Annotated in this window: 15 protein-coding genes; 6 read left to right on the forward strand and 9 right to left on the reverse strand. The window is 73.8% G+C overall.

The window, feature by feature from the left end:
* Positions 1 to 3 precede the first annotated feature (3 nt).
* From cseC to BLW85_RS21980, 5 genes are all read right to left on the reverse strand, one after another.
* The gene (cseC, locus tag BLW85_RS21960; RefSeq protein WP_070022495.1) at positions 4 to 1,362 is read right to left on the reverse strand and encodes a two-component system sensor histidine kinase CseC; all 1,359 of its coding nucleotides are present in this window, start codon (positions 1,360 to 1,362) and stop codon (positions 4 to 6) included.
* Between the two features lie 13 nt (positions 1,363 to 1,375).
* Positions 1,376 to 2,083 carry a two-component system response regulator CseB gene (gene cseB / locus BLW85_RS21965; protein ID WP_070022496.1) on the reverse strand — a complete coding sequence of 236 codons (708 nt, stop codon included), beginning with the start codon at positions 2,081 to 2,083 and terminating at the stop codon, positions 1,376 to 1,378.
* Between the two features lie 55 nt (positions 2,084 to 2,138).
* Complete coding sequence (locus tag BLW85_RS21970; protein ID WP_403424374.1) at positions 2,139 to 2,798, reverse strand: hypothetical protein; 660 nt, start codon at positions 2,796 to 2,798, stop codon at positions 2,139 to 2,141.
* On the reverse strand, positions 2,786 to 3,325 hold the full coding sequence (locus BLW85_RS21975; protein ID WP_070022497.1) for a SigE family RNA polymerase sigma factor: 540 nt from the start codon (positions 3,323 to 3,325) through the stop codon (positions 2,786 to 2,788). The genes BLW85_RS21970 and BLW85_RS21975 overlap by 13 nt, the downstream gene beginning before the upstream one ends.
* Before the next feature lie 287 nt (positions 3,326 to 3,612).
* Positions 3,613 to 4,488 carry an HhH-GPD family protein gene (locus BLW85_RS21980; protein ID WP_107409158.1) on the reverse strand — a complete coding sequence of 292 codons (876 nt, stop codon included), beginning with the start codon at positions 4,486 to 4,488 and terminating at the stop codon, positions 3,613 to 3,615.
* 179 nt (positions 4,489 to 4,667) lie between these two features.
* Between BLW85_RS21980 and BLW85_RS21985 the strand changes: the two genes are divergently transcribed.
* Entirely contained in the window at positions 4,668 to 5,492 is an 825-nt protein-coding gene (locus BLW85_RS21985; protein ID WP_208624886.1) for a hypothetical protein, read from the forward strand.
* A 90-nt stretch (positions 5,493 to 5,582) separates the two neighbouring features.
* Here BLW85_RS21985 and disA read toward each other — a convergent pair whose 3' ends face one another.
* Together disA and radA are read right to left on the reverse strand one after the other, a co-directional pair.
* Complete coding sequence (gene disA, locus BLW85_RS21990; RefSeq protein ID WP_070022500.1) at positions 5,583 to 6,707, reverse strand: DNA integrity scanning diadenylate cyclase DisA; 1,125 nt, start codon at positions 6,705 to 6,707, stop codon at positions 5,583 to 5,585.
* Positions 6,708 to 6,787: 80 nt separating this feature from the next.
* The gene (gene radA / locus BLW85_RS21995; protein ID WP_070022522.1) at positions 6,788 to 8,197 is read right to left on the reverse strand and encodes a DNA repair protein RadA; all 1,410 of its coding nucleotides are present in this window, start codon (positions 8,195 to 8,197) and stop codon (positions 6,788 to 6,790) included.
* Positions 8,198 to 8,398: 201 nt separating this feature from the next.
* On the opposite strand from radA, the gene BLW85_RS22000 reads away from it, so the two are divergent.
* Entirely contained in the window at positions 8,399 to 10,156 is a 1,758-nt protein-coding gene (locus BLW85_RS22000) for a BACON domain-containing protein (RefSeq protein WP_079172389.1), read from the forward strand.
* 141 nt (positions 10,157 to 10,297) lie between these two features.
* On the opposite strand, the gene BLW85_RS22005 is transcribed toward BLW85_RS22000, so the two are convergent.
* On the reverse strand, positions 10,298 to 11,137 hold the full coding sequence (locus tag BLW85_RS22005; protein WP_070022501.1) for a DUF3109 family protein: 840 nt from the start codon (positions 11,135 to 11,137) through the stop codon (positions 10,298 to 10,300).
* Positions 11,138 to 11,208: 71 nt separating this feature from the next.
* Between BLW85_RS22005 and BLW85_RS22010 the strand changes: the two genes are divergently transcribed.
* From BLW85_RS22010 to ilvD, 4 genes are all read left to right on the forward strand, one after another.
* Positions 11,209 to 12,141 carry a Ppx/GppA family phosphatase gene (locus BLW85_RS22010; protein WP_074992926.1) on the forward strand — a complete coding sequence of 311 codons (933 nt, stop codon included), beginning with the start codon at positions 11,209 to 11,211 and terminating at the stop codon, positions 12,139 to 12,141.
* A 79-nt stretch (positions 12,142 to 12,220) separates the two neighbouring features.
* Positions 12,221 to 13,033, forward strand: a complete 813-nt coding sequence (locus BLW85_RS22015; RefSeq protein ID WP_070022503.1) for a sugar phosphate isomerase/epimerase family protein — start codon at positions 12,221 to 12,223, stop codon at positions 13,031 to 13,033.
* Positions 13,030 to 13,653 (forward strand): TetR/AcrR family transcriptional regulator, encoded by a 624-nt coding sequence (locus BLW85_RS22020; protein ID WP_074992927.1) that lies wholly within the window; start codon positions 13,030 to 13,032, stop codon positions 13,651 to 13,653. The genes BLW85_RS22015 and BLW85_RS22020 overlap by 4 nt, the downstream gene beginning before the upstream one ends.
* 113 nt (positions 13,654 to 13,766) lie before the next feature.
* The gene (ilvD, locus tag BLW85_RS22025; protein WP_074992928.1) at positions 13,767 to 15,620 is read left to right on the forward strand and encodes a dihydroxy-acid dehydratase; all 1,854 of its coding nucleotides are present in this window, start codon (positions 13,767 to 13,769) and stop codon (positions 15,618 to 15,620) included.
* Positions 15,621 to 15,675: 55 nt separating this feature from the next.
* On the opposite strand, the gene BLW85_RS22030 is transcribed toward ilvD, so the two are convergent.
* The gene (locus tag BLW85_RS22030; RefSeq protein WP_074992929.1) at positions 15,676 to 17,814 is read right to left on the reverse strand and encodes a serine/threonine-protein kinase; all 2,139 of its coding nucleotides are present in this window, start codon (positions 17,812 to 17,814) and stop codon (positions 15,676 to 15,678) included.

Here is a 17,814-nt window from a genome sequence, read left to right on the forward strand (position 1 = left end):
CGTTCAGCCGGTGCTCCCCGACAGCGGCAGCATCGGATAGCTGCCCGTGTTGGTGGGCGCGTGCTCGGGGAGCCAGAGGACCGCCACCGCGCCCTCGGCGGGCAGGTGGGCGGGGGTGCCGACCGGGCGGATGTTGCGGAAGGTGAGGCGGGCGCCGAGGACCCGCGCCTGGCCGGCCGCGATGGTCAGGCCCAGGCCGTGCCCCTTGCCCGCGCGGTCCTTGCTGCCGGTGCGGAACCGGCTCGGACCCTCGGCCAGCAGTTCCTCGGGGAAGCCGGGGCCGTGGTCGCGGACCCGGATCACCCGGCCCTCGACGCTCACCTCGATCGGTGGCCGGCCGTGCCGCGCGGCGTTGGCGAGCAGGTTGAACAGCACCCGCTCCAGGCGCCGCGGGTCGGTCGTCACCTCGGACTCGTGGACGACCCGCACGACGATCTCCGGGTCCTTGGCGGCCACCCGCCGGGCCACGAACTCGCCGAGCAGGATGTCCTGCAGCTCGGCCCGCTCCGAGGCGCTGTCCAGGCGGGCCACCTCCAGCACGTCCTCGACCAGCGTGCGCATCGCCTTGGCCCGGTCCAGCACCAGCTCGGTGGGTCGGCCCGGCGGCAGCAGCTCGGCGGCCGTCAGCAGCCCCGTCACCGGGGTGCGCAGCTCGTGCGCGATGTCCGCGGTGACCCGCCGCTCGGCCTCCAGCCGCTGCCGCAGCGCGTCCGCCATGGCGTCCACGGCCCGCGCGAGATCGTCGGTCTCGTCCCGTACGACACCGCCGATCGCCTCCCGCACCCGTACGTCGGTCTCGCCCCGGGCGACCTCGTTCGCCGCGGCCGCCGCCTTGCGCAGCCGCCCGGACAGCTGCCCGCCGATCAGCACACCGAGCGCGCTGCCGCCGAGGACGACCGCGATGGAGCCGATGACCAGGGCCTGGTCCAGGTCGTTCATCACGCCAAGGGACCGGTCGGGGAAGTGGCTGTGCCAGGAGAGCACATGCCCGTCCTTGGCGGGTACGGCGGCCCAGATGTCCGGCGGCTTCGAGCCGTGGTCGGAGACGTCGCTGGCCCGCCGCCCGGCCGCGACCTTCTGCCGCAGCGCGCGCGGCAGCGCCGGGTCGTCGATCTTGATGTCGGGGAAGTTGGTCCGCCCGTACAGCTCGTAGTTGCGCTGGGCCAGCAGGACCCGGTCGTTGGCCAGGTCGCGCGCGTTGTCCAGCATGGAGACCCGGGCCGCGTTGTGCACGACCAGGCTCAGCGCGACCGCCACGAGCCCGGCCACCAGCGCGATCGCCGCGCTCAGCTTCCATCTGATCCCGGTGTGCAGGCCCACGCGCTCCATGCGCCGGACCGGGTGGCGAAGAAACCCCCGCATGCCGCAGCTCCGTTCAGGCCTTCAGTTTGTAGCCGAAGCCACGGACGGTCTCGATGCGGTCCTGGCCGATCTTCTGCCGCAGCCGCTGCACATGCACGTCGACCACCCGGGTGTCGCCGCCCCAGCCGTAGTCCCACACCCGCTCCAGGAGCTTGTCGCGGGAGAGGACCGAGCCCGGCGCGGAGGAGAACTCCAGCAGCAGCCGCATCTCGGTGGGGGTGAGCGCCACCGGCTCACCGGCCCGGCGCACCTCCATGCCGTCGGTGTCGATCCGCAGATCACCGAAGGTCAGGGTGGAGCCGTCCTGCACCGCGGAACCGGTCTCCTCCGGGTGGTGGGAGCCGCCCGCGTGCCCGAAGCGGCGCAGCACCGCCCGGATCCGGGCGACCAGCACGGCACCGTCGAACGGCTTGGTCACGTAGTCGTCCGCACCCGCCTCCAGGCCGAGGACGACGTCGATGGAGTCGGCGCGCGCCGACAGCATGATCACCGGCACGGTCGACTCGTCCCGGATCCGCCGGCACAGACTGACGCCGTCCAGCCCCGGGACCATGACGTCGAGCAGGGCGATGTCGGGGCGGTTCGCCCGGAACGCCGCCAGGCCCGACAGGCCGTCGGGCATGGCCGTGACCGCGAAGCCGTCCCGCTCCAGCGCGAGCTGGGTGGCCTCGCGGATGACGTCGTCGTCCTCGACGAACAGAACGTGGGTCTGGTCTGCCATCCCGGGTGCTCTCTGTCCTCGTAACGGTGCTGGTCGTGATGTGGGGCGCGCCCGGTCAGTTGTCCGGCACGGGCGACGGAACCTCGCCGGCCGACTTGCTGTACTCGTTGCGCACGCTCTTGCCGGGCGCGAACCGTCCCGTCTTCCAGGTGTACGGCGTCACGATCTCACCGGACGGGCTGGAGATGGGATCGCCCTTCTCGTAATACTGCCTCGTCACCGAGAGCCGCCCCTGGTCGATCTCCGCGTAGACCGGGGACTCCTCGGTCCGGAAGACGTTCTTGAAGACGCCGGACTGCTCCCGGTACACGTACGAGCCGATCCCGACCGCGTCGGCGCAGGTCAGCACGTTGACCACCACGTCGTCCACCGAGTTGCCGGTCAGATCGCCGTACGAGACGTCCACCGGGTACTCGTCGCCGCTGCACGGCTTCAGCTCCCGCTTGACCGCGGCCGAGACGGCCGGGTCCTGCTTGAGCAGCCGTACGGCGTCCACCTTCCGGTACTTGTCCGGATCGGACGGCGACGGCGAGGGGGAGGCGACGGCCCCGGCCACCGCCGAGGCGTGTGCCGGGCCCTCGTCCCGCGCCCCCATGCCGCCCGTGCCGCACGCCGCGGCGAAAAGGGCGAGGGCGGTGACCGAGGCCACCGCCGCGATCACCGCCAGCAAACTCCCGCGGGCCGGTTCCGGCCCGGGCCCGGTCAGGCCGCGCAACGCTCCCGCTCCTCACGCTCCAGCGCCCGTGCGTCCAGGTCGCGGGCCTCCAGCTCCTCACGGAGCCGGGCGAGCGCCCGGTGCAGTGTGCTCTTGACCGTACCGGCCGACATGCCGAGGGCCGCGGCCGTCTCCTCCGTGGACATCTGCTCCCAGTGTCGCAGCACCACGACGCTGCGCTGCTTGGGTGCGAGGACTTTCAGGACGTCCATCAGCAGGGCGCGGTCGGCGTGCTGCTCGGTGGAGTCGTCCACGCAGGCGTCCGGCAGCTGCTCGGTGGGGACCTCCTCCAGCTTGCGCGCCCGCCACCACTCGGTCCGCGTGTTGATCATGACCCGGCGCAGATAGGCGTCGGCGAGCCGCTTGTCGGCGATGCCGTCCCAGCGGCCGTACGTCCGTACCAGCGCGGTCTGCAGCAGGTCCTGGGCGTCGACGGGGTCCGGCACCAGTCGACGCGCACTGCGCAGCAGCGCGTCCTGCCGGGTGCGGACGTACTCCTCGAATTCGAGCACCTCGCCCTGGGCCATGTTCAACCGCCTCCGTTCCCCGTGTGCTCCGGCTCCCCGCCGAAGTCCCGCCGTCCTGCTGTCCGTCCCGGTGGTCCGCCGGGCACGAACAAGAAGGTAGGCAGTTGTTGTCACGAGGCTGTGCGCACCAGCCTGCGGCTAGCAATCGGCTATCCGTCGGTTGTGTAACGGACGTAGGAAGCGGGTAAAGAGGCGGGTTCTTATGTCCGGTTATGAGGCTTTTGTTGCAGGTTACTTGGCCGCGAGCCTCCGTAACAGAGGTGCCCCCGCTGTGATCTGGCTGGGCGTCAGGTCAGCGGCAGCCGGTACAGGCCGCCCGGCAGCGGCTCCACCAGACCGTCGGTGACGAGCCCGTCGAGCGCGCGGGCCCGCTGCACCGGCTCGTGCCACACCCGGTCCAGCACCGCCTGCGGCACCGGCGCGTGCGCCTCCCGCAGCACGGCCAGCAGCTTGCCGCGCACCTGCCGGTCGGTGCCGGCGTACGTCTGCCCCCGGCGCGGCGGCCCCTGGTGCTCCGGCTTGCCGGCCAGCCGCCAGGCGCACTGCGCGGCGATCGGACAGCGCGCGCAGCCCTCGTTCTTCGCCGTGCACACCAGCGCGCCCAGCTCCATGGAGGCGGCGGCCCAGCGCGCGGCCGTCGACTCCTCCTCGGGCAGCAGCTCGCGGGCGAGGCGCCGCTCGGCCGCCGTGGTCGCGTTCGGCGGGTACTGCACCCCCGTCACCGCCCGCGCCAGCACCCGTCGCACATTCGTGTCCAGCACGGGATGCCGCTGCCCGTACGCGAACGAGGCCACCGCGGCGGCCGTGTACTCGCCGATGCCGGGCAGCGCGAGCAGCTGCGCGTGCTCCGTCGGTACGTCCCCGCCGTGCCGCTCCGTTATGGCGACCGCGGCGCCGTGCAGCCGCAGCGCACGGCGCGGATAGCCGAGCCGGCCCCAGGCCCGCACCGCCTCGCCGGGAGCCTCCTTCGCCAGGTCGGCGGGGCGCGGCCAGCGGGCGAGCCACTGTTCGTAGACGGGCAGCACCCGGTTCACCGGGGTCTGCTGGAGCATGAACTCGCTGACCATCACCCCCCAGGCGCCCGCCTCCGGGCGGCGCCAGGGGAGGTCGCGGGCGTGGGTGTCGAACCAGGCGATCACGGGGGCGTGGAGCTTCTCAGTCATGGCCTTCCGATCCTGCCACGCCGCGCCGGGTGGCGCGGGTGACGGCGCGGTCACCGAGCGTGCCGGGAAGTGAAGAACCGTGCCTGCCGGGGCAGTTGCCGGGATGATGATCCGGAAAAGTTGCCGCGCGCACGGCGGGTGGCGCAAGGCCGCGCGCCGATCTCTCGTAGAGTTTGGGCGTGGGATCTCTGCGCAATCCGGTCGGGCCGCTTCCCTCCTCCATCTACTGGCGTCGGAGGGCCATCCTGCTGTCGGTGGTCGCCGTGGTGGCGCTGCTGATCGCCTGGTTCGTCACCGCCGGGGGCGGGGGCGGCAAGAAGGGCACCAGCGCGTCCGGCGGCAAGAATCCCGCGAACACCATCACGCCCGGTCCGTCCGGGTCGGGCCCCGCCTACAGCCAACACCCCGGCGGGCGCGACGAGTCGGGGGGCTCGGACTCCGGTTCGGGGTCGGGTTCCGGTTCCGCTTCCGGTGACGGCGGGGGCTCGGGTTCCGCTTCCGGTTCCGACAACGGCGGTGCGGGCACGGGCGGTTCGGGTGCCGGCTCGGCCGCCGGCGGCGGGGTCGTCGCGGGCGACGCCCTCCCCGGCTCCTCCCCGCTGCCCGACTGCACGGCCGGGGCGGTGTCGCTGAGCCTGCGGAGTCTGCGCAACTCCTACTCGCCCGACCAGACGCCGACCTTCGAACTCACCGCGAAGAACGGCTCGTCCGCCGACTGCAAGGTCAACCTCGGTCCGAAGAACGCGGTGCTGACGATCACCCCCGCGGACACCGACGACGCGTTCTGGTCGTCCGCCGACTGCCCCAAGGGCGCGGGCAACCTGCCGTTCCGGGTGCCGGCCGGCAAGAGCATCACGTACACCGTGCAGTGGGACCGCCGCCCGAGCGCCGCCCACTGCGCGACGCCGTCCGGCGGCCCGGCGAAGGCGGGCACGTACCTGCTGGAGGCCAAGACCCCGGGCTACGGGAAGCTGACGGCGTCGTTCGTGCTGTCGGCGGACTAGGACTCGGCGGCCGGGCGGCCGCGTCGGGCTGGCCCGGCCGCGTCGGGGCCGTGGCGGGCGGGAACCGCGCCGCGCCCGCCGGTCACGGCACTAGACGTACCGCTCCAGGATCGAGGACTCGGCCAGGCGGGACAGGCCCTCGCGGACGCTCCTCGCCCGCGCCTCGCCCACGCCGTCCACCGTCTGGAGGTCGTCCACGCTCGCGGCCAGCAACTTCTGGAGCCCGCCGAAGTGTTCGACCAGCCGGTCGATGATCGCGCCGGGCAGCCGCGGCACCTTGGCCAGCAGCCGGAAGCCCCGCGGGGACACCGCGGAGTCGAGCGTCTCGGGCGAACCGGTGTAGCCCAACGCCCGTGCCACCGTGCCGACTTCGATCAGTTCCGCCTGGGTGAGCGCGTCCAGCTCGGCCAGGGCCTGCTCCACCGTGCGGGAACGCTTAGCCGTCGGCTCGGGCACGTAGTCCCGCACCACCAGCTCCCGGTCCGGCTCGACCCCCGCGATCAACTCCTCCAGCTGGAGGGCGAGAAGGCGGCCGTCGGTGCCCAGCTCCACCACGTACTCGGCGATCTCGGTGGCGATCCGCCGGACCATCTCCAGGCGCTGCGCGACGGCGGACACGTCCCGCACCGTCACCAGGTCCTCGATCTCCAGCGCCGACAGCGTGCCCGCCACCTCGTCCAGGCGCAGCTTGTACCGCTCCAGCGTGGCCAGCGCCTGGTTCGCGCGGGAGAGGATCGCCGCGGAGTCCTCCAGGACGCGGCGCTGACCGTCGACGTAGAGCGCGATCAGCCGCATCGACTGGGAGACCGAGACCACCGGGAAGCCGACCTGCTTGCTCACCCGGTCCGCCGTGCGGTGCCGGGTGCCCGTCTCCTCCGTGGGGATCGTCGGGTCCGGGACCAGCTGGACGCCCGCGCGCAGGATCTTCGACAGGTCCGACGACAGCACGATGCCGCCGTCCAGCTTGCACAGCTCCCGCAGCCGGGTCGCGGTGAACTCCACGTCCAGCACGAACCCGCCCGTGCACATCGCCTCGACGGTCTTGTCGGAGCCGAGCACGATCAGTCCGCCGGTGTTGCCGCGCAGCACGCGCTCCAGGCCGTCCCGCATGGCCGTACCGGGTGCCACGGCGCTCAGCGAGGCGCGCATCAGGCCATCGGAACCGGCACTCCCACCGGACTTTCCGGGAGCTGCTGCCCGGTCGTTGGCTGCCACTGCACTCCTCCGGTCGCAGGTTCTGACGCGCTCCCGTACCCGCACGCGGTTCGTACGGACGGGCGAGACCTGGGCAAAGTCTACCGGCGGTCCTCCGCCTCCCGTGGGGCCTCTCGGCGACGGGAGCGGGGCAGGACCCGCAGCGCATCTCCCATGTCGGCGACTTCCAGCACCTTCATCCCCGGCGGGATCTTCCCCGGATCGCCCGGCACCAGGGCATGCGTGAAGCCCAGCCGGTGCGCCTCGGCGAGTCTGCGCTGCACGCCCGTGACCCGCCTCACCTCGCCCGCCAGTCCCACCTCGCCGATGGCGACCAGGTTCTTCGGCAGCGGGGTGTCGCTCGCCGCGGAGGCCAGCGCGAGGGCGATCGCCAGGTCGGCGGCCGGTTCGGACAGCTTCACCCCGCCGACCGTCGCCGAGTAGATGTCCCGCTTGCCGAGCGCGCTGATCCGGCCGCGCTGTTCGAGCACGGCCAGCATCATCGACACCCGGGAGGTCTCCAGGCCGGACGTCGTGCGCCGGGGGGAGGGGATCTGGGAGTCGACGGTCAGCGCCTGCACCTCCGCGACCAGCGGGCGGCGGCCCTCCAGGGTCACGGTCAGACAGGTGCCCGGCACCGGTTCGTCGCGCCGGGTGAGGAAGAGGCCGCTGGGGTCGGCGAGGCCGGTGATGCCCTCGTCGTGCAGTTCGAAGCAGCCGACCTCGTCGGTGGCGCCGTACCGGTTCTTCACGCCGCGCACCAGGCGCAGCCGGGCGTGCCGGTCGCCCTCGAAGTGCAGCACGACGTCCACCAGGTGCTCCAGGAGGCGGGGGCCCGCGATGGCGCCGTCCTTGGTGACGTGGCCCACCAGCAGCGTGGACATGCCGCGCTCCTTGGAGGCGCGGATCAGCGCCCCGGCCACCTCGCGCACCTGGGCCATGCCGCCGGGCGCCCCCTCGATCTCCGGGGAGGCGACGGTCTGCACCGAGTCGAGGACCAGCAGGGACGGCTTGACCTCGTCCAAGTGACCGAGGACCGCGGACAGGTCGGTCTCCGCGGCCAGGTACAGCTGGTCGTGCAGGGCGCCGATGCGGTCGGCGCGCAGCCGCACCTGGCTCGCCGACTCCTCGCCCGTGACATAGAGGGTGCGGTGCTCCTCGCTCGCCGCCTTGGCCGCCACGTCCAGCAGCAGGGTGGACTTGCCGACGCCCGGCTCGCCCGCGAGCAGTACCACCGCGCCCGGTACCAGTCCGCCGCCGAGCACCCGGTCCAGCTCGGGCACGCCGGTGGAGCGGGCGGTGGCCTGCCGGCCGTCGACCTGGCCGATGGGCAGCGCGGAGTTCACGACCCGGCCGGGCGCCGTGGTGCGCACGGCGGGCGCGCCGTACTCCTCGACCGTGCCCCACGCCTGGCACTCGGGGCAGCGGCCGAGCCACTTGGCCGTCTGCCAGCCGCACTCGGTGCAGCGGTAGGACGGGCGGTCCTTGGTGGTCTTGGTACGGGCAGCCATGCGGAAACCGTAGCCCGCGGCACTGACAGCGGGACGGGGGACCGCCATGTGGGTGGACCCGTACCGGTCACCGGCCGTCCCTATTCAGCCGTGTGCCAGAGGGCTCCTGTCCCCTTATGAGGGATCGTTTCACCCGTACGGATTAAAACAGCTCAAGGCTCCGGAAGGGACGCTCCGCCGCGGCCTACGGTCGCACGGGTGATGAGCAGCAGCCCGGAGACCACCACCCGCACCACCGGCGCGTACCGGGCGCACGGCCGGGCGCGAAAGGCGCGCGAGACGCGTGAACCCGGCGACCGTGCGCAGGCGCCCGAGCCGCGCGAGGCAGACGACGCTCGTGATGCTCACGGGGCGCCCGATGCCCGCAGGGCACGTGAGGCGCGCGACCGGGCCGCCGCGCGCTCCATCGCCCGCCGCGCGTCGGCAAGCCACGAGCCGTACCTGGACGGCCTGTTCACCTACTGCCTGTCCGTCCTGTGCGACCACGACGCGGCCACCGCCGCCCTGGGCGACGCCCTCGCGCTGGCCGAGCGGCGCGCGCACCGCGTCCCCGCCGCCGACGACGACCGCAGGGCCTGGCTGTACGCGCTGGCCCGCTGGTCATGCCTGCGCAAGCTGGCCGAGGCCAAACAGAGGCGGCACGCCGCGCACGCGGCGGGCCGCACCGGCGGGCCGGCCGGACAGGAGCCGTCCGGACCCGCCCTCCCCGCGCCGCTCCAGGAACAACGGCGCCGGGATCTGGCCCTGCTCGCCTGGCCGGAGGCGGCCGGCACCACCCCCGAGCAGCGCGAGGCCCTGGAACTCGCCGTCCGCCACCACCTCACCGCCCGCGAGGTCGCCGCCGTCCTCGGCATGGCACCGGCCGCCGCCCGCGATCTGCTCGCCGCGGCCGCCTGCGAGGTCGAGCGCACCCGCGCCGCGCTCGCCGTGGTGGAGACCGGCGGCTGCCCGAGCGTCGCGCACCTCACCGGGGACAACCGGCTGATCCTCTCCACGGCGCTGCGCCGCGAACTGGTCCGGCACGTCGACGACTGCCCGCGCTGCCGCCGCACCGCCGAGCGCGCGGCCCCCGGCCGCTGGCCCGGCACCACGGTCACCCCCGCCGAGCTGCCGGTCCTGGAGGCGCCCCGCGCGGCCCTCGCCGCGCTCTCCCGGTCGCGGGTCGCGGCCGCCCCCCGCTTCGACCGCCGCGGCTTCCCGATGGACCCGAAGGACCGCGCGGCCCGCCGCGACCGGCTGCGCGCCCGCGCGGTGACGACGACGGTGGTCGCGACGGTGGTGGCGGCACCCGTGCTCGCCCTGTGGGCCGCCTACCGGGGCGCGCCGGCCGGAGAGGGCGACGGCCACCACGGCACCACCCGCGAGGCCCAGGGCCCCGACACGCTCGGGGGCGGCGGCACGGGCGGCTACGAGAACGCGGGCAGCGCGCGCGTGAAGCGTCCGGGCGAGGACGGCAAGTCGGACGTCTCGGTGGAGGTGCGCGGCGTCTCCGGAACCGGCGCGGCCGCCGCCGGCGGTCTGACGGTGACCGCGGCGAACGACGGCGACACCACCCTGATCACCCTGACGGCCACCGGCTCGTCCGCCCTGCGCTGGTCGGCGACCACGGGAGCGTCCTGGCTCTATCTGAGCCGGTCCTCGGGCACCCTCGACCCCGGCACCTCCGTGACGGTGAAGGCCTACGTCGACCACCTCCGCGAGCCCTCGGGCCCCTGGCGCGCCCAGGTGGCCGTCTCCCCGGCCGGCGCGGTGGTCACCATCACCGGCTACGGCACGGCCCCGAGCCGCCACCCCGTACCGCCCTCGCCCACCCCGACCCCGAGCATCCCCACCGCACCCCCGCCCACCACCCCGGCCTCCCCGCCCACGGAACCCACGCCCCCACCGCCCTCGGACACCCCCACCCCCACGCCCCCGCCGCCGACCCCCACCGAGACACCGAGCCCGTCGGACACGTAGGCAGCCACGCCGGCGCGCTCGAAGCCGTGCCGAGAAGAGCCCCTCGGCGCCCGCCCGGACCGTGCGTGGCCGGGGGCGCCGAGGGGCTCTTCGAGCGGGAAGCCGCGGCGCGAAGCGCGGGCGTGAGGCGGCGCCGAGCGGCTACGGCGCCGGGTCCGCCGGGTGCGGGGCCACGACCGGGAGCGCCGACGCCAGGCGCTGCTCGCACAGTTCGACCAGGCGGTCGTACCCCGCCTTGCCCATCAGCTCCGTGAGTTCGGCGCGGTAGGAGACGTACACCGGCTCGCCCGCCCCGTGCGCCGAGGTCGCCGACGTGCACCACCAGTGCAGGTCGTGGCCGCCGGGGCCCCAGCCCCTGCGGTCGTACTCCCCGATGGACACCTGGAGCACCCGCGTGTCGTCGGGCCGGTCGATCCACTCGTACGTCCGCCGGATCGGCAGCTGCCAGCACACGTCCGGCTTGGTCTCCAGCGGCTCCCGCCCCTCCTTCAGCGCCAGGATGTGCAGCGAGCAGCCCGCGCCGCCCGCGAACCCCGGCCGGTTCTGGAAGATGCAGGACCCCTGGAAGGGCCGCGTCTGCCGGGACCCCTCCTCGTCCTCCGAGACCCAGCCGCCGCGCACGCCCTCGTCGTGGTGCTGCCAGATGTCCGGCGTGAGCCGGGCCACGTGCTCGGCGACCCGCTTCTCGTCGTCCTCGTCGGAGAAGTGCGCGCCCAGCGAGCAGCAGCCGTCGTCCGCGCGGCCCGCCTGGATGCCCTGGCAGCCGCTGCCGAAGATGCAGTTCCAGCGCGAGGTCAGCCAGGTCAGATCGCAGCGGAAGACCTGCTCGTCGTCCGCCGGATCGGGAAACTCCACCCACGCGCGCGCGAAGTCGAGCCCCTTCTCGTCGCTCACCTTCGACCCCTTGGAAGCTTTGGCGGCCTTGCGCACCTTGTCCGCCTTTTCAGCTTTTGCCGACTTCGCCTTTTTCGTCTTTGGCACCCGTCCAGGGTAAGCGCCCCGCCCCCGGACCGGGGGCCGAGGAGCCGCGTTCTGGCAGTAGCGTTCCGTACATGAGACTCGGTGTCCTGGACGTGGGTTCGAACACGGTGCATCTGCTGGTGGTGGACGCCCACCCCGGCGCGCGCCCGCTGCCCGCCCATTCGCACAAGGCCGACCTTCGGCTCGCCCAACTCCTCGACGACGGCGGCGCCATCGGAGACGCCGGCATCGAGAAGCTCGTCGACGTCGTACGCGACGCCCTCCAGGCCGCCGAGGACAAGGGCGTCGAGGACCTGCTGCCGTTCGCGACCTCCGCCGTCCGCGAGGCGAGCAACGCCGACGAGGTCCTCGCCCGGGTCGCCGACGAGACCGGCGTACGACTCCAGGTCCTCTCCGGCGCCGAGGAGGCCCGCCTCACCTTCCTCGCGGTGCGCCGCTGGTTCGGCTGGTCCGCCGGGAAGCTGCTGGTCCTGGACATCGGCGGCGGCTCCCTGGAGATCGCCTTCGGCATCGACGAGGAGCCGGACGCCGCCGCCTCCCTCCCGCTCGGCGCCGGCCGGCTCACCGCCGGCTGGCTGCCCGGCGACCCGCCCGCCCCGGACGACGTGCGCGCCCTGCGCCGCCACGTCCGCGCGGAGATCGCCCGCACGGTCGGCGAGTTCGCCCGCTTCGGCGCCCCCGACCACGTCGTCGCCACCTCCAAGACCTTCAAACAGCTGGCCCGCATCGCCGGCGCCGCCCGCAGCGCCGAGGGCCTCTACGTGCAGCGCGAACTCAAGCGCGAGTCCCTGGAGGCCTGGGTCCCGCGCCTGTCGGCCATGACCATCGACCAGCGCGCCGAACTGCCCGGCGTCTCCGACGGCAGGGCGGCCCAGCTCCTCGCCGGCGCCCTGGTGGCCGAGGGCGCGATGGACCTCTTCGGCGTGGAGAGCCTGGAGATATGCCCGTGGGCGCTGCGCGAGGGCGTCATCCTGCGGCGCCTCGACCACATGGGCACGGCCTGAGAGCGCGCCCCATGGCAAACCTCACAACGGCGAACCGGCACCCGGCACCCGCCCCGCCGGACCCTTTAAGGTGACGGACGTGGCTGAACCAAGGGACGTGCCCGTCGCGCTGTCGACAGCCTCCGTGTATCCGGAGTCCACGGCGACGGCCTTCGAGATCGCCGCGCGGCTGGGATACGACGGCGTCGAGGTCATGGTGTGGACCGACCCGGTCAGCCAGGACATCGAGGCGCTGCGCCGGCTGTCGGACTACCACGGCATCCCGGTCCTGGCCGTCCACGCGCCCTGTCTGCTGATCACCCAGCGGGTGTGGTCCACGGACCCCTGGACCAAGCTGCGCCGGGCGCAGGCGGCCGCCGAGAAACTGGGCGCCTCCACCGTCGTCGTCCACCCCCCGTTCCGCTGGCAGCGGCAGTACGCCCGCGACTTCGTCGCCGGGATCTGGCGGATGGCGGACGAGACCGACGTGCGGTTCGCCGTCGAGAACATGTACCCCTGGCGCTACCGCGACCGCGAGATGCTCGCCTACGCCCCCGCCTGGGACGTCACCGGCGACGACTACCGGCACTTCACGATCGACCTCAGCCACACGGCGACGGCCCGCACCGACGCCCTGGCGATGATCGACCGCATGGGCGACCGGCTCGGACACGTGCACCTCGCCGACGGGCGCGGCTCGGCCAAGGACGAGCACCTGGTGCCGGGCCGCGGCACCCAGCCCTGCGCCGAACTGCTGGAACACCTGACCGTCTCCGGGTTCGACGGCCACGTCGTCATCGAGGTCAACACCCGGCGGGCGATGTCGAGTGCCGAGCGCGAGGCCGACCTCGCCGAGGCCCTGGCCTTCACCCGCAAGCACCTGGCCGCCGCCGTCCGCCTCCCCCGGCGATGACCGGCCCCGCCGACGCGCCCGGCCCCGCCGCGCGCCGCCGCGGCCGGCCCCCGCGCACCGACTCCGCGGGCACCCGCGACCGCATCCTCGCGGCGGCCCGCGAGGAGTTCTCCGCGCACGGCTACGACCGGACGTCCGTGCGCCGGATCGCCCGGGCGGCCGGTGTGGACCCCGCGCTGGTCCACCACTACTTCGGCACCAAGGAACAGGTCTTCGCGGCGGCCGTGGAGGTCGCCTTCGCCCCCGCCCTCGGCGCCCCGGACACCCTGGCCGAGGGCCCGCCGGAGGCGGTGGGGGAGCGGCTGGCCCGTTTCATGTTCGACGTCTGGGAGAACCCGGCGACCCGGGCACCGCTGCTGGCGATCCTCCGCTCCGCGCTCACCGACGACACCGCCGCCGCCGTCTTCCGCCGCCTGGTCGCCGAGCAGCTGACCCACCGCGTCGCCGCCCGCCTGCGGCTGCCGGACGCCGAGCTGCGCGCCCAGCTGGCCGCCGCCCAGCTGGTGGGGGCGATCGTGCTGCGGTACGTGATCAGGCTGGAACCGCTGGCCTCGGCCGACCCGGAGCAGCTCGTCGCGCACGTGGCACCCGTCCTGCAGCGGCACCTCACGCACCCCTGACACCACCCCGGGGTGAAACGCTCGTCCCGCATCGCGGACAACCGTGTCCATCCCTTGGAGCGGCGGCGTAGTCTCGGAGAAAGCCAGAATTGTCCATCGAGGAGCGAGCGACGATGCCCGAGCTGAGGTCCCGCACAGTCACCCACGGCCGCAACATGGCGGGCGCCCGCGCCCTTATGCGCGCCTCCGGTGTACCCGGCGCGGACATCGGCCGTAAGCCGATCATCGCGGTCGCGAACTCCTTCACCGAGTTCGTGCCGGGCCACACCCACCTCCAGCCGGTCGGCCGCATCGTCAGCGAGGCGATCACCGAGGCGGGCGGCATCCCGCGCGAGTTCAACACCATCGCCGTGGACGACGGCATCGCCATGGGCCACGGCGGCATGCTCTACTCGCTGCCCTCCCGCGACCTGATCGCGGACTCGGTGGAGTACATGGTGGAGGCCCACTGCGCCGACGCCCTGGTCTGCATCTCCAACTGCGACAAGATCACCCCGGGCATGCTGATGGCCGCCCTGCGCCTGAACATCCCGACGGTCTTCGTCTCCGGCGGACCCATGGAGGCCGGCCGCGCCACCCTGGTCGACGGCACCGTCCGCTCCCTCGACCTGATCGACGCCATCTCCGAGGCCGCCAACGACAAGGTCTCCGACGCCGACATCCTGCGCATCGAGGAGAACGCCTGCCCGACCTGCGGCAGCTGTTCCGGCATGTTCACCGCCAACTCGATGAACTGCCTCACCGAGGCCATCGGCCTCTCCCTGCCGGGCAACGGCTCGGTCCTCGCCACCCACACCGCGCGCAAGCGGCTCTACGTCGACGCGGCCCGCACGGTCATGGACCTCACCCGCCGCTACTACGAGCAGGACGACGACACCGTCCTGCCGCGCAACATCGCCACCTTCCAGGCCTTCGAGAACGCCATGGCCCTGGACATCGCGATGGGCGGCTCCACCAACACGATCCTGCACCTGCTGGCCGCCGCCCAGGAGGCGGGCGTCCCCTTCGGCCTGGAGCAGATCGACGCCGTCTCCCGCCGCGTCCCCTGCCTCGCCAAGGTCGCCCCCAACGTCGCCAAGAACCGCACCTACTACATGGAGGACGTGCACCGCGCCGGCGGCATCCCCGCCCTGCTCGGCGAGCTGCACCGGGCCGGCCTGCTCAACGAGGACGTGCACGCCGTGCACAGCCCGTCCCTCGCCGACTGGCTCAAGACCTGGGACGTGCGCGGCGGCTCCCCGTCCCCCGAGGCCGTCGAGCTGTGGCACGCGGCCCCCGGCTGCGTCCGCTCCGCCGAGGCCTTCTCCCAGTCCGAGCGCTGGGACACCCTGGACGACGACGCCGAGGGCGGCTGCATCCGCTCCGTCGAGCACGCCTACTCCAAGGACGGCGGCCTCGCGGTCCTCAGGGGCAACCTGGCCGTCGACGGCTGCGTGGTCAAGACGGCCGGCGTCGACGAGTCGATCTGGACCTTCGAGGGCCCGGCCGTGGTCTGCGAGTCCCAGGAGGAGGCCGTCCAGCGCATCCTCACCCAGGAGGTCAAGGAGGGCGACGTCGTCGTCATCCGCTACGAGGGCCCCAAGGGCGGCCCCGGCATGCAGGAGATGCTGTACCCGACGTCGTACCTGAAGGGCCGCGGCCTCGGCAAGAGCTGCGCGCTGATCACCGACGGCCGCTTCTCGGGCGGCACTTCGGGCCTCTCCATCGGCCACGCCTCCCCGGAGGCGGCCTCCGGCGGCACCATCGCCCTCGTCCGGGACGGCGACCGCATCCGCATCGACATCCCGAACCGGTCGATCGAACTGCTGGTGGACGACGCCGAACTGGCCCGCCGCACCGAGGAGCTGAACGGCACCTACGCCCCGAAGAACCGCGAGCGCAAGGTCTCCGCCGCCCTGCGCGCCTACGCCGCGATGGCGACCAGCGCCGACAAGGGCGCGGTGCGCGACGTGAGCAAGCTCGGCTGATCCCCGCGACAGCCGGAAGGGGCCGCCTCCCTCAGGGGGGCGGCCCCTTCCCGTCTCACCAGGCCGACGGGTCCCGCCCGTCGAGCGCGAACACCGAGCCGTCCGGAGCGGTGCCGTACACCTGCGGGGCGGCGAGGACGGGCACGGCCCGCAGCGCGGCGACCCCCTCCGAACCGGCCCCCGGCCGGGCCGGCGTCTGCCCCGCGAGCCGCCCGCCGCGCACGTCCACGGCCAGCAGCCGGCCGTCACCCGCCGAGAAGTACAGGTACCGGTCCCCGGTGACCGGCGCCGAGCCGCGGCTCACCGACGTCTCCAGGTGCCACAGCCGCTCGCCGGCCCCGGTGTCCACGGCGTCCAGACCGCCGTTCACGTCCAGCAGGTAGACCACACCGCGGCGCACGGCGGCGTGCACGTCCGGCCGGGGCGCCGGCAGCGGCACCCGGCGCGCGGTCCGGGACGCGGCGTCGTACCGCACCACGGCATCGGTGTCGCCGTACACCGGATCGGCCGCCGTGAAGTACACGCTGCCGCCCTCGGCCCCGGCCGGCCGGAGCAGCCCGGTCAGCCGGGTGTCCCAGCGCACCGCACCCGTGGCCGGGTCGAAGGCGACGACCCGGGTGCTCCCGCCGTCGGCGCCGGTCGTCGTCGCATAGGCGGGCGCACCGGCCGACCCGTCGGCCGGGAAGGTGTCGACGCGCGGCCGGCCCTCACCCGGCAGCCGATGGCTCCAGCTCGTTTGCCCCGAGCGGCCGTCGACCCCCGTGACCGTGCTGTCCGCGCCCGTGATCAGCAGCGTCGTGGCCGTGTACTGGGTGCCGGCGCCCGTGGGCAGGGCGCGCCGCCAGCGGGTCCGGCCCGTGCCCGGGTCCAGCGCCACCGCGTCCCCGGCCTGGTCGCGCACCTGCACCAGCCCGCCCGACACCACCGGGGCCCCGCTCCAGCGCGCCCCCGCGAAGGGATGCCGCCACAGCACCCGGCCACCGCGCGCGTCGAGCGCGTACGCCTGCCCGGCGCCGGTGCACAGCAGCTTCCCCGCGCCGAAGGCGCACCGGGGCGCGGCCGTCTGCCCGGCGACCGGCTTCGTCCGCCACCCGGCGAACCCCACCGCCGCCGTCCTCGGGTTCCCCGGCTCCGCGTCGTCGCCCAGCCAGTGCACAGAGGCCAGCACCCCGCCCGCCACGAGCCCGAGCGTCCCCGCCACCACGGCCGCGAGCCGCCCCGGCCGCAGACCCCGGCCCCGCGACTTCCTCGTCTCCCCCTCGTCCTTCTCCTCCGCCGCGGACCGCGGCACGTCCACGGCGGAGTCCACCGCACCCACGGCGTCCGAGGTCCGCTGCGCCGGTATGAACGCCTGCGTGTCGTAAGCCGCCGCCACCGACCGCAGCCGCCGCATCAGTTCGTCCGGCGTGGGCCGGTCCTCCGGGTCCTTGGCCAGACAGCGTTCGACGAGCGGCGCCAGACCTTGCGGCACCCCCGACAGATCGGGCTCGTCGTGCACCACCTGATAGGCGACGACATACGGACTGTCGGAGTCGAACGGCCCCCGCCCGGTCGCCGCGTGCACCAGCACCGAACCCAGCGCGAAGATGTCCGCGGCCGGCCCCACCTCCCGCGGCCGCCGGAACTGCTCGGGCGCCATGAACGGCGGCGTCCCGATCAACTTCCCGGTCTCCGTGCGCAGTTCGCTGTCCTTGGGGCGGGAGATACCGAAGTCGATGACCTTCGGACCGTCCTCCGCGAGCAGTACGTTGCCCGGCTTGAGATCCCGGTGCACCACGCCCACCCGGTGGATGTCGCGCAATGCCTCCGCGAGCCCCGCCATCAGCCGCCGCAACTGCCCGGCGTCCAGCGGCCCGTGCTGCTTCACCTGCTCGGAGAGGGTCGGCCCGGGAATGAACAACGTGGCCATCCACGGCCGTTCGGCCTCGGGGTCCGCGTCCACCACCGGCGCGGTGAAGGCACCGCTGACCCGGCGCGCCGCGGCCACCTCCTGCCGGAACCGCCCCCGGAACTCCCGGTCCCGCGCGAACTCGGCGTGGACGACCTTCACCGCGAGCCGCAGCCCGGACGTACTGCGGGCGAGGTGGACCACCCCCATGCCACCGGACCCCAGCCGTGACTCCAGGCGGTAATGACCGGCATACTCGGGCATATCGGCCTCCGTGCCCGCTCCGGTGCTGCGCTGTGGCGTCAT

Source organism: Streptomyces misionensis, from assembly GCF_900104815.1.
Lineage (GTDB): Bacteria > Actinomycetota > Actinomycetes > Streptomycetales > Streptomycetaceae > Streptomyces > Streptomyces misionensis.